A 9,865-nucleotide genomic window follows, 5' to 3' on the forward strand; every position below is an offset into this window, starting at 1 on the left:
GGACGGGCGGCGTCCTCGCGGGCGTCGAACACGTCCATTACCGTTTCGGGGTCGATCCCGTCCGCGTACCTCCCGCGGTCGTTTCGGTCGCGTCCCATACAACCCACCTATACACACAAAGGCATAACCTTTGCCGTTAACGGGACCGTTGTGTGTATTCCACCGTTTTGAGCCGTGTCGGTATCTTTATACCGTGTGCCGTTGTGTGTATAGGTAAGGGAAGACGGGCTCCTCGGAGGCGTGTTGAAACGCCCGGGTGGGAGCACACCCGAGCCGGTCGATCCTTTGGAGAGAACGACCATGTCCGCATACACTCCCGCGACTGAAGGGCGTACCGATACCGAACACGCGACGATCGTCGAGGAGGGGGCGCGGTGGAAGGGTCCCTTTACTGAATACGACAAATACGGCGAGCCGACCGGCGAGCGGTTCGTTCGGTGTACCGGGTGCGGCGTCGAGGTCCTCGCGGGCGACACGCGACACGCGACCCACCGGGTCGGGTGCGACGGTCCCGAGGAGTAACCGCCCCCAGCCGCTTCTTTTTGCTTTCCGTCCGATCGTCGACGGCGTCACCGCTCCGGTCTTAACCAACACGGGCGCCGTCTCTTAACCAACACGCGAGCCGATCGGTCCCGTAACGGTCCCCCTTCCGACACGTTTCGGCGCCGATCCCGCGTCAGACACGTTTACCCAGTCTTAGGTATCCGATCGGACACGCGGGACGGCGTCGGGGTCGGCGTCCGCCGGCGGGTCCGTACTGGGGTCACTATTCGGGACCATAGGTGTTATCCGAACGTGTGGGACCGGAGGTGTACCGAACGGTTATCGGTCGGTGTCCTCGACGGGTCGCGCGTGCGCTCGCACGAGCCGGCCCCACAAATCAGCCGTCGGGTGATTCTCCCAACTCCCGCTCCGGTCGAACCCGGACGGTGTCCCGGCCGCCCGGCGTGTCCGCCGGCCCCAGTATCTCCCGCCCTTCGCGTTCGGCGTCCTCGCGGGACATGACAATAGTGTACCGAACCGCGTGGTCCGCGCCGGCGTCGGTGTCCGTCTCATAGTCGGCCCAGCTAACGGTCACGTCGATCCCGTCGGCGGGACCCACCCCGGCGGCGTCGGCGAGCTCCTCCTCGACCGCGTCGAGTCGATCCCGGAGCGCGTCCCGATCCGTCATGTGTCACCTCGCCCGTCCGTGTCGGTCCGTACCCAGTTATCCGTCACTTCCCGCGGGAGGTGGAATAACGCCCCCGTCCCACCGGGAGCCGGCTCGCCGTCGGCGTCCGCGTAACTGAACATGGGAGCCGCCCCCGGCGTGTCGGCGAGCCCCTCCTCGACGGCGTCGAGTCGGTCCCTCAGCTCCTCGCGGTCCGTCATGTGCCACCCCGCGCGCCGTCGGCGTCTCTCGGGTCATACCGCCCGTCGAGGACGATCGTCGGTCCGTATCTGTCCGCGTCGGGTGGATCGGGGTTCCCGTCGGCGTCCGTCGGGACGGGGTCGCCGTCGGGTGTCACGTACCCGTCGCCGTCGGTATAGACGATCGTGGTCCCACCCCAGCCCGTCGACGTGTCGGCGAGCTCCTCCTCGACCGCGTCGAGTCGGTCCCGGAGCGCGTCCCGGTCCGTCATGTGCCACCCGCGAGCATTTCCCGGAGCACCGTCGCGTGTGGCTCCTCGACGTGTTCGACCGCTCCCGCCAGTATCGGCGCGTCGGGGGCGACGGCGTCGTAATTGTCGTACCGCCACGCGAGCGCCGCCCGAACTGCCTCGCGTTCCCGGTCGGTGGAGAGTTGAGCCGGGGTATCGCCGATCTTCTCCTCGACGGCGTCGAGTCGATCGGCGAGGTCCTCGCGGTCGGTCATGGATCCCCCTCGGCGTCGGCCGCGTCCTCCAGGGCGGCGATCCGACGGCGGAACTCCAGCGTATCGATCCGCCGGTCGAGGTACTCATCATAGGCCGTCGCCGCTTTCCGGGCGTCGTTCCAATCCCCTTCTTCGAGCGCCCCGGTCATACACCGCTTCAGGACGCTTCCGATCTCGAGGTCGCGGCGTCGCCCCAGCCGGTCCCGAACGTACTCATCGAGCCGGTCGAGGTCTTTACTGATTTGCTGTTGGCTCACCCCGTACCGATCGGCGAGCTCGGTTTGATTCACGGCCGACGGGTGGCCGAGGTCTTCGATCTGTTGTAACAACTCGGCGCGGCGTTCGGCGTAGGTGTATTCGGTCGGCGGCTTTCCGCTCGGCGTGATCGCGGCGTAGTCGGGTGCGTTACTACTCTCGACAACCGGCTCCTCCTCGGTCGTTTGGTTCATGGTCGTGTTTCGTATTCGGGGGGTTTAGTCGTTCAGCCGGTGCTACTCGACGGGGCGAGCGTGTCGGCGTCGACGGCGTCAGTCGCCGGGATCGGGCGGCGTGTCACCCGCGCCGACGGCGTCGATCGGCGTCGAGGACGGTCCGCCGGGCGGGGCGGCGTCCTCCTCGCGGGCGTGTCGGTCGACGATCGCCAACGACCACCTATTAGAGCCCATTAGGGGATCGTTGGCGGTTTCGCCGAGGTCGACGATCGCGGCGTCCGCGCCGGCGTCCCGATACACGTCCGCCCCGTGTGGTCCGGCTCTCTCCTCGCGGTCGACCAGCCCGTGCTCCTCGAGCCGGGCGAGGGTTTCGCGGACGTGTTCTTTCGTACACTCGGCGGCGTCGGCGAGCTCCCGCGTCGTCGCGGTCGGCCGCTCGGTAAGCGCGTCGACGATCGTCCGTTGGAGGTCGCTCGCGAGCCATTCGACCCCAGGAACCTCGAGGTCGACGAACCCGGCCGGCGCGGCGTTCGTGTCGACGTACACGGTCGCCCGGCTCTCGGGGTCGCTCGGCTCGCGGGCGTACCGCCCGGCGGCTTGTGCGACGTGATTCTCCCGAACGCTCGCGAGGACGGCGGCCGCTTTGTCGGCGTCGGGACCGTCGAACGTGCGCCCCTTCTCCCGCTTCCGTCCCGTCCCGTCGCACTCGACACACCCATCACCGCCACAGTCGCCGCAAAGGTGTGCCCCGTCCTCGGTTACGTCCTCCTCGGTGAGCCGCGCCGGCGTCGCGTCAAGATTCAACTCGGCGAGGGCGTCGACGATCATCCCGTCGCCGGGATCCATACAGCCGTACACGTATCCGCCGTCCTCCTCGGCAAAGTCGTTCCGTGATTTCTCCTCGCCGGCGTGCATCGTTTGGTCGCGGACGGCGTCGACGGGCTCGCCGGTCACGTCCGCGAGGAGCCGCCGGAGAGCGGGCTCGGTTTGTTTCGTCGAGAGCGCGGTTTTGAACCCGTCCCCGTAGTGCTCCCGGAGCGTCTCGAGGAGCGTCCGAACCCGCTCCTCATTCATCCAGTCGAGGGCGTCGGAACCGGAGCGCGGACGGGCGGCGTCGCCGATCTGTGCGACCGTAAGCCCGCGTTCGTATCGCCGCCACAGCCGCCGCTCGGTCGGCTCGAGGACGGCGTCGCGGACGATCCCCGGCGGTCCGTTCAATTCCCACATGGGCATACTCGGGTGCGCGTCGAGCCCGACCACCGCCCGCGCCTGGGAAAAGTCGGGCGTCGCCCGGACCGTATGAACCGAGTGATCGGCGTCGTCGAGGACCACCGAGAGCCATGTCCCGGCGGCGTACCCCTCTTTGTCGGCGTCGAACCGCGGGGGCTCATGGTAGACTTTGGTCGACCGGAGCCCGTTCTTGTTCGGGCTCTCCCACCGGAGCGCGTTCCATATCGCCCGCGTGAGGTCGGGGGCGAGCGCGTGCGCCCCGTCCTCCTCGGCGTACCATTCGGTCGGGAGGTCGGCGTCGGAACCGAGCGCGTCGTCGAGCGCGTCCCGTTCGGCGGCCGCGTCGCCGCGGGCGTCGTCGTTCCGGGCGAGCATAACGAACCCCTCAAAGTGGGTCACCGGCGCGTCGACGGCCCGGAGATAGGCGTTAACCATGTCCCGAACCTGCTGGTCGGAAAGGTCGATCCGATAGTCCGGTTGCTCGTCGAGAATCACGTTCGTATGGGTCCGGAGGGACGGGACGTGTGCGAATTGGTGGGCCGCGTGAATCACGTCGACCGCGGGCTCGCCGTCGTCTTCGCGCGGGAGGTCGTCCCATTGTGCGACCGCGGGATCCTCCTCGCCGAACGGGGGGAGCTCCTCGAGCCCCTGGTCGTTCCGCTCGCGGGCGATCGCGAGCGCGGTCGAAAACGGGAGCCCCCGATCGTCACACATTCGATCGAACCAGTCGCTCGCGTCGTCGCCGTCGATCGTTACTACCTGGTCGGGAGCGTCCTCGGCGTCGGGGTCCTGAGGGCGGTCATGGTCGCCGCGTGCGACGGGGCTCGCCTCTTTCCGACCGAGGAGGGTCGCGCCGGTCGCCGAGGAGTCGGCCGTCGCTTCGGCCGCTTCGTCGCGGGCGTCGCGGGTTTGGTGGAAGTGAATCACCGGCGCGCCGCCGGTCGTACTCTCCCGTCGCCCCCAGGGCTCGGTCGCGACGGTGTGCGATTTCCCGAGCGCGGTCGGGGCGTCGAGGACGGTCGTATTCCCAGCCCGGAGCTCCCGAAAGACGGCGTCCCGGAGCCGGTCGCGGGCGTCGTCCGTGCTCGGTATGTCGATCCCCCGCTTCCGGGCGAGCCGCTTCCGGGCGTCGTCGTCGAGGGCGTCGAGTCGCCCCAGCGGGATCGGTGCGACGGGCTCGGCGTCGGGGTCGGACCGTCCGCCGGCGGGTCGACGGCCGGGCTCGAGGTCGTACTCCTCGCGGACGGCGTCGAGGGCGTCGTTATAGGCGTCGCGGGGGAGCCCGTCGAAGGTGTCCCCGTCGGCCGTCTCATGTTCGACCAGCTCGCCGCCCCAGTCGGTCGCGTCGCGTGCGACGGCCCGGAGCGCGCGCCTGGGGATCGGATCGTCGTCGGGGAGGAGCCGCTCGCGTTTCGCGTGAACCCACGCGCCGAGGAGCTCGGCGTCGTCGACGGAACCGTTCGGGCGGGCGGGCGGTCGCTCCCCGGCGTCGGCGAGGAGGTACGTAAGCGCGTTGTAGGCGGCTTTGTACTTGTGGTCGAACGCGAGCCCTTTGTCCTTCCACAAAACAAAGTAATTCTCAGTATTCCCGTGGTGTCCCAGCGGGCTCGGTCCTCGGTAGTCCCATCCCAGCCCGGTCACGTCCCGTATGTCGAGGTCGAAAAGCGCGGAGCCCTCGCCGCTCCCGCTCGCCGGCGAGCCCGTGAGATCGGTCTGTTCGGCCGCGTCAATCGCCGCGCGTTTCGCCGCGTCGGGATCGTGTGCCGGGTGCTCCTCGACCGGCGTCGCCCCCGCGAGGATCGGGGCGAGGTCGTCGCTCCAAACCCGAAGGTAGTCGTCGAGGTCGACTTTGTCGAGCCCCGGCCGCGGGAGCTCGCCAATTCGCGCGTCGATTCCGTGCTCGGCGAGGTACTCAGCCGTCCGAACCGCCCCTTTCGTCCCCTCGCCGTACTGGGGGAGCGTGAGCCGATCGCGGTCGTCGACCGAGGAGCCCGGCCGTTCGGCGTCCTGAACCAGATACACCCGCGGGGCGGCGTGCTCCTCGACGGCGTCGACCAGTCGCTCGCGGTCCTCGGTTTTGAAAGAAGTCGTCACCGGCGAGAGACACGCATAGCCCGCCTGGTGCGCGGCGATCGCGTCGGCGATCCCCTCGGTGATAAGGACCGGCTCGCCGTCGCGGACCGTGTCGAGCCCGTAAATCGGTTCCTCGACCGTTACCTCCTCGCGTGAGACTGCGATCTTGTGGTACTTTGCGGGGTCGTCGTCCTCGCCGTATCGCCCGGCCCAGTCGCTCGGGTGCGCCGGCTCGGTCGCCCGACTAATCGCGAACACGGGACGGCCGTCGGCGTCGAGATACGGGAGGACGTACCGGCCGGTCCATGTCGCCGAGAGATTCCCGTCGTCCCATTCTCGAAAGAGCCCGCTCGCGAGGATCGCGTCCCGATCGTGCCCGCGCCGGTGTAGGTGCGCGAGGAGCCGGTCGCCCGTGTCGGCGGGGGCGTACCCGAGCCCCTTCGCGTCGATCGTCGCGTCGGACCAACCCCGAGCGTGGTAGTAGTCGCGCGGCGTGTCGTACTCGACGGCGTCGGGGAGGTCCCGGTCGAGTTGTGTCCCGAACCACCGGAGCCCGTCCGCGAGCGCGTCCTCGCCCGGCGTCGGCTCGGCGTCCGTCCGCCCGTCCGCGTCGTTAACCAACACGTCCCCGTCCTCGGGGGGTGATTGTAGGTTAAAGTCGGCGTCGTCGCCCGATTCTCCCGCCGGCGAGGGCGATCTCTCGGCGTCAACCCCAGGGGTCACACGGTCGGGATCGGGGTCCTCCTCGCCGCGTTCGGGCGATCCGTCCGTGTCCGCGTCCGTCCGTCCGTCCCGTGCTATGGGGTCTTCGTTGCTATGGGGTCCGTCCGCGTCGGTCGGCGTCGCGAGCGCGGCGTGCGGCGTGTCCGCGGCGAGGGCGTCGTCGACGGCGTCTTTCCACCGGGACGGATCCGCCCCGACATGTCCGACCGCTTCGACCGCGGTCGCGTCGGGGTTCAGCCGGAGGAACTCGGCGAGCTGTGCGTGCGTGTCGCTGGTTGGGTCGGTACTCATGCGAAAACCTCGCGGGAGCGGGGAGCGGGGTCGGCGTCCGTGTCCGTGTCCGCCGGCGGGACCGCGTCGATCGTCACCGGCTCGGCGTCGCCGTCGTCGCTCGGCGGTTCGTGGTCGTACCCGTCGCGGGCGTCGAGGATCCGCGTCGTCTCCTCGGCTCCGGTCGACGGGGAGCGTTCGTAGTGGTCGGGGTCGATCCGTTCGGTGTCGTCGTGTCGTGCGTACATTCGTGCGCTCTTGAGGCCCGTGCGAGGGCGAACCGGGGCGAGCGCGGCGAGAGTAAAAGCCTTCAACCCACCGCGTTAACGGATAGGTAGAAGGCCCGCCCATCTGAGGCGTGCGCGCCTTCGCCCACATCGTGCGTTACGCCCCAAACTGACGCGCCCACCCGTTCCGCGCCGAATTCACCCTGCCACAGATGCCTTCGGCCGGCGGGTCGCGTCGGTCGGGGGTGTCGTTTCAACTACCTTCCCAGTCTCAACTCTCTCCCTTAGTGCTACCGTCCGACTTGTAGGCGTCGAGGGCGATTCCGATCGCGTCCTCGTAGGTGTGAACCTCCTCGTTCGCTTTGATCAGCCGGAGCTCGCGCCGGGTGTCTGTCGAAACCGGGATTCGCGTTTCAGCAGTCACCGACATGCCCGACGGTACACCCTCCCCGGGCATAAATGTTGAGTTGTCCGAACTGATAGGTCCGATGCCCACGTGTGGGCATTCGTGTGTACACACGATTCTCCTGTGGGTATACCCCCATTAACAGTATTCAGATAATGGTGAAGAAGATTGATAGATAGTAGTAATTGTTGCTAATAACATCTGCGGGGGTCACACCGTCGCGACCACCTCGGCGACGACCGCCCCGGCGGCGACGGCGGCGATCCCGAGGGCGAGGAGCCCGTAATTCGCGAGCGGGTTCGCCGCGCGGGCGACCCCGACCGAATAGTGTGGTCCGTCCGCCCCGAGCGGTGTAACTCCCATCGGCGTAAGGGCGTCGGCGGCGATATGCGAGCCGATCGCGAGCGTCCCGGTCGCGAACATGAATACGGTCGCGGCGACCGCGGCCGCGACCGGCGCGCCGCCGACCGCCAGGACCGCCCCCGCGAGGAGCCCGACCCCCAGCCCGACCGAGAGCGCAAAGTGAACCGTGTGCGTCGGCCCCCGGTGGGATACACCTGGGATCTTCATGTCGAGGTCCGGGACCATCGCGAGCGCGACCGTCACAACCCCGCCGGCGACGGCGGCCGTGTCGAGCCCGGCCGCGAGGACGATCGTCCCGAGCGGGGCGTACCCGAGGAGCGCCGCGCCGTAATGGCCGTTCTTGTGCATGGGTTATCTCTCCTCGCCGGCGGGCGGATCGGGTTCTCCCGTCCACCGTTCCAATACCGTCGGGACGAGGACATACAGTATCAAGATCCCCCCGATGGCTACAACCGTGAATCCCGGTCGGAACCACATCCCGAGCGCGACAGCGACGATCGCGAGGAGGACCCCAAACAGAACTGTCGCCCAAACAGTCACCCACAGGAACCCCTCGGTCGCCGTATCGCCGCCCCCTTCGGGCGTTCCGTGAAACACCAATATCCACGCCCCGATCGCGAGTGACGCGAGCGTGATCGGCGGGGAAAGGACCGCCAACCCCCCGAATATCGCCCCAACTGCGAACCGGCCGCTCATCGGTCCCCCTCCATGTCGTCGAGGAGCGCGCGAGCGATCCGTACCTGTGCCTCAAGTCCCGGATCGACCGGCCCGAGCTCGCCCCGCTCGGCGGCGTCGACGAACGCCCGGAGGTCCTCGGCGTCCTGGTCGTCGGCGAGCGATAGGTCGAGGTCGCCGCTCTCGACGGCGTCCGCGAGGTCGCCCGCCGGGTCGATATGCTTCGGGTCGCTCTCCGGGGTCGGCTCGGGATCGTCACTCATCGGTTTCCTCACCGGAGTCTTTTCGCGTTATCTTGTAATCCTTGGTTAAAGACCACACTCCGACGCCCGCGAGAAGGAACACCCCGAGTAGGGTAATAGTAATAACTGGTTGTGCGGTCAGACCAAAGAGCACCAAGAGCGTCCCGGTGCTGGCAATCGTAATGTATGCGATACCCCGAGAGAGCCACAACGCCCACCCTCGGAGCGATTCCGGTGACTCCCGATCATGAATAACTGCCGACACAGCTCCAATTCCGACGGCCGCGAAAAAGAGGAGGAAAACACCCAGCACAAGTAGAGATACAATCCCTGAAACGACGGCGAATGATCCGGGGTTCATCGATTGTCACCCACCCAACGATACGTGTCGTCGACCGCCCGATACTCGACGATCTCCACCTCGGCGAGCCGCCGGAGGCCCGGATCGACCGCTCGCCCCCACCAGCTCGCCGTGTCGAGCGTGGTCCCGTCCGCGAGCGCGTCGACGAGGCCCGTCCGCCCCAGCCGGTCGCCCGTCGTCGCGAGGTACTCGGCGGCCCGGCGTGTCTGTGCTCGCGTCACCGCGGGGTCGATCCCGGTCGCCGGTTCCCACCGGGCGAGGGCGTCGTCGAGGGCGGTCGGCGCGGGCGTGCTCGCGTCGGCGTCCGCCGCTCGGCTCATGGATCCACCTCAAAAACGTAGTCGTCGCCCCGGAGCTCAACACCGGGGAGCGTGTCGAGGGCGTTCGGGCGGTCGCCGGAGCCTTTCACCCAGTTAGCCCAGAGGGACGCAAACCCGCCCCCATACCCCACGTCGTCGCCGTCGAGGAGGTCCGCAAAGTCGCTTTTTGAAACCCGCTCGCCCGGTCGCTCCCGGAGGTACTGATACATCTTGAGGACGGCGTCGCGCCGGCGGTCGTAGTCCGCCCCGCTCCCGGCGAGGTCCAGCTCCTCGATCCGCTCGCGAGCCGTGTCGAGGGCGTCCTCCTCGCCCGCCCCGTCCGCGCCGTGTGCGTCCGCCGGCGGGTCGGCCGGCCCGTCGGTCCCGTCGTCGACGGCGTCGGCTCTCGCGTCGCTCTCGTCGCTCTCACCGGCGAGCGTCGTCGACGGGTCGCCCCGGAGCTCCTCGGCGTCGAGCGTGTCGGCGTCGCCCCGGTCGGGGATCCACCATACCCGACCCCGCGCCCCGATCTTCCGCGTGTCGAGCGTCCCGCGTTCAACCAGGGCGTTCAGTTTGTTATGTGCGGTCCGCCGGGCGATCCCCAGCTCCTCGACTACGTCGCTCGCCGTCACCGGACGGGCGGCGTCCTCGCGGGCGTCGAACACGTCCATTACCGTTTCGGGGTCGATCCCGTCCGCGTACCTCCCGCG

The 9,865-nt window shown here is 68.3% G+C and carries 15 protein-coding genes; 1 reads left to right on the plus strand and 14 read right to left on the minus strand.

All coding sequences use genetic code 11. The features are described 5' to 3' along the window. The first annotated feature begins 300 nt into the window (after positions 1 to 300). Positions 301 to 522 carry a DUF8118 domain-containing protein gene (locus ACT4MF_RS18295; protein ID WP_444683750.1) on the plus strand — a complete coding sequence of 74 codons (222 nt, stop codon included), beginning with the start codon at positions 301 to 303 and terminating at the stop codon, positions 520 to 522. Positions 523 to 880: 358 nt separating this feature from the next. On the opposite strand, the gene ACT4MF_RS18300 is transcribed toward ACT4MF_RS18295, so the two are convergent. The 14 genes from ACT4MF_RS18300 to ACT4MF_RS18365 form a co-directional block, all read right to left on the minus strand. Next, positions 881 to 1,171 (minus strand): hypothetical protein, encoded by a 291-nt coding sequence (locus ACT4MF_RS18300; RefSeq protein ID WP_444683749.1) that lies wholly within the window; start codon positions 1,169 to 1,171, stop codon positions 881 to 883. Next, a complete protein-coding gene (locus ACT4MF_RS18305) occupies positions 1,168 to 1,371 on the minus strand; it encodes a hypothetical protein (RefSeq protein WP_444683748.1) in 204 nt (67 codons plus the stop codon). The genes ACT4MF_RS18300 and ACT4MF_RS18305 overlap by 4 nt, the downstream gene beginning before the upstream one ends. Beyond that, positions 1,368 to 1,622: a hypothetical protein gene (locus tag ACT4MF_RS18310; protein WP_444683747.1), complete on the minus strand. Its 255-nt coding sequence runs from the start codon at positions 1,620 to 1,622 to the stop codon at positions 1,368 to 1,370. The genes ACT4MF_RS18305 and ACT4MF_RS18310 overlap by 4 nt, the downstream gene beginning before the upstream one ends. Then, positions 1,619 to 1,855 (minus strand): hypothetical protein, encoded by a 237-nt coding sequence (locus ACT4MF_RS18315; RefSeq protein ID WP_444683746.1) that lies wholly within the window; start codon positions 1,853 to 1,855, stop codon positions 1,619 to 1,621. The genes ACT4MF_RS18310 and ACT4MF_RS18315 overlap by 4 nt, the downstream gene beginning before the upstream one ends. Then, the gene (locus tag ACT4MF_RS18320; RefSeq protein WP_444683745.1) at positions 1,852 to 2,304 is read right to left on the minus strand and encodes a hypothetical protein; all 453 of its coding nucleotides are present in this window, start codon (positions 2,302 to 2,304) and stop codon (positions 1,852 to 1,854) included. Before ACT4MF_RS18320 ends, ACT4MF_RS18315 begins: the two co-directional genes overlap by 4 nt. Before the next feature lie 78 nt (positions 2,305 to 2,382). Continuing rightward, positions 2,383 to 6,603, minus strand: coding sequence for a hypothetical protein (locus tag ACT4MF_RS18325; RefSeq protein WP_512053331.1), 4,221 nt, complete (start codon positions 6,601 to 6,603; stop codon positions 2,383 to 2,385). Then, entirely contained in the window at positions 6,600 to 6,830 is a 231-nt protein-coding gene (locus tag ACT4MF_RS18330) for a hypothetical protein (protein ID WP_444683758.1), read from the minus strand. Before ACT4MF_RS18330 ends, ACT4MF_RS18325 begins: the two co-directional genes overlap by 4 nt. Before the next feature lie 250 nt (positions 6,831 to 7,080). Beyond that, the gene (locus ACT4MF_RS18335) at positions 7,081 to 7,239 is read right to left on the minus strand and encodes a hypothetical protein (protein ID WP_444683757.1); all 159 of its coding nucleotides are present in this window, start codon (positions 7,237 to 7,239) and stop codon (positions 7,081 to 7,083) included. Between the two features lie 186 nt (positions 7,240 to 7,425). Continuing rightward, a complete protein-coding gene (locus ACT4MF_RS18340; protein ID WP_444683756.1) occupies positions 7,426 to 7,926 on the minus strand; it encodes a metal-dependent hydrolase in 501 nt (166 codons plus the stop codon). 3 nt (positions 7,927 to 7,929) lie between these two features. Further along, positions 7,930 to 8,274 carry a hypothetical protein gene (locus ACT4MF_RS18345; protein ID WP_444683755.1) on the minus strand — a complete coding sequence of 115 codons (345 nt, stop codon included), beginning with the start codon at positions 8,272 to 8,274 and terminating at the stop codon, positions 7,930 to 7,932. Then, positions 8,271 to 8,516, minus strand: coding sequence for a hypothetical protein (locus tag ACT4MF_RS18350; RefSeq protein WP_444683754.1), 246 nt, complete (start codon positions 8,514 to 8,516; stop codon positions 8,271 to 8,273). Before ACT4MF_RS18350 ends, ACT4MF_RS18345 begins: the two co-directional genes overlap by 4 nt. Beyond that, on the minus strand, positions 8,509 to 8,856 hold the full coding sequence (locus tag ACT4MF_RS18355; RefSeq protein ID WP_444683753.1) for a hypothetical protein: 348 nt from the start codon (positions 8,854 to 8,856) through the stop codon (positions 8,509 to 8,511). Before ACT4MF_RS18355 ends, ACT4MF_RS18350 begins: the two co-directional genes overlap by 8 nt. Then, positions 8,853 to 9,176: a hypothetical protein gene (locus ACT4MF_RS18360; RefSeq protein ID WP_444683752.1), complete on the minus strand. Its 324-nt coding sequence runs from the start codon at positions 9,174 to 9,176 to the stop codon at positions 8,853 to 8,855. Before ACT4MF_RS18360 ends, ACT4MF_RS18355 begins: the two co-directional genes overlap by 4 nt. Further along, positions 9,173 to 9,865: helix-turn-helix domain-containing protein (locus ACT4MF_RS18365; RefSeq protein WP_512053332.1), on the minus strand; the 693-nt coding region annotated here is incomplete at its 5' end. The genes ACT4MF_RS18360 and ACT4MF_RS18365, both read right to left, overlap by 4 nt.

Origin of the sequence: Halorubrum sp. FL23, assembly GCF_052439115.2 — an archaeon.
Classification (GTDB): Archaea; Halobacteriota; Halobacteria; order Halobacteriales; family Haloferacaceae; genus Halorubrum; species Halorubrum persicum.

Coding starts and splice junctions, on each gene's coding strand:
- ACT4MF_RS18335 (WP_444683757.1), bottom strand. CDS start 7,239: ATGTCGGTGACTGCTGAAACGCGAATCCCGGTTTCGACAGACACCCGG.
- ACT4MF_RS18345 (WP_444683755.1), bottom strand. CDS start 8,274: ATGAGCGGCCGGTTCGCAGTTGGGGCGATATTCGGGGGGTTGGCGGTC.
- ACT4MF_RS18315 (WP_444683746.1), bottom strand. CDS start 1,855: ATGACCGACCGCGAGGACCTCGCCGATCGACTCGACGCCGTCGAGGAG.
- ACT4MF_RS18320 (WP_444683745.1), bottom strand. CDS start 2,304: ATGAACCAAACGACCGAGGAGGAGCCGGTTGTCGAGAGTAGTAACGCA.
- ACT4MF_RS18305 (WP_444683748.1), bottom strand. CDS start 1,371: ATGACGGACCGCGAGGAGCTGAGGGACCGACTCGACGCCGTCGAGGAG.
- ACT4MF_RS18310 (WP_444683747.1), bottom strand. CDS start 1,622: ATGACGGACCGGGACGCGCTCCGGGACCGACTCGACGCGGTCGAGGAG.
- ACT4MF_RS18295 (WP_444683750.1), top strand. CDS start 301: ATGTCCGCATACACTCCCGCGACTGAAGGGCGTACCGATACCGAACAC.
- ACT4MF_RS18330 (WP_444683758.1), bottom strand. CDS start 6,830: ATGTACGCACGACACGACGACACCGAACGGATCGACCCCGACCACTAC.
- ACT4MF_RS18340 (WP_444683756.1), bottom strand. CDS start 7,926: ATGCACAAGAACGGCCATTACGGCGCGGCGCTCCTCGGGTACGCCCCG.
- ACT4MF_RS18325 (WP_512053331.1), bottom strand. CDS start 6,603: ATGAGTACCGACCCAACCAGCGACACGCACGCACAGCTCGCCGAGTTC.
- ACT4MF_RS18360 (WP_444683752.1), bottom strand. CDS start 9,176: ATGAGCCGAGCGGCGGACGCCGACGCGAGCACGCCCGCGCCGACCGCC.
- ACT4MF_RS18300 (WP_444683749.1), bottom strand. CDS start 1,171: ATGACGGATCGGGACGCGCTCCGGGATCGACTCGACGCGGTCGAGGAG.
- ACT4MF_RS18350 (WP_444683754.1), bottom strand. CDS start 8,516: ATGAGTGACGATCCCGAGCCGACCCCGGAGAGCGACCCGAAGCATATC.
- ACT4MF_RS18355 (WP_444683753.1), bottom strand. CDS start 8,856: ATGAACCCCGGATCATTCGCCGTCGTTTCAGGGATTGTATCTCTACTT.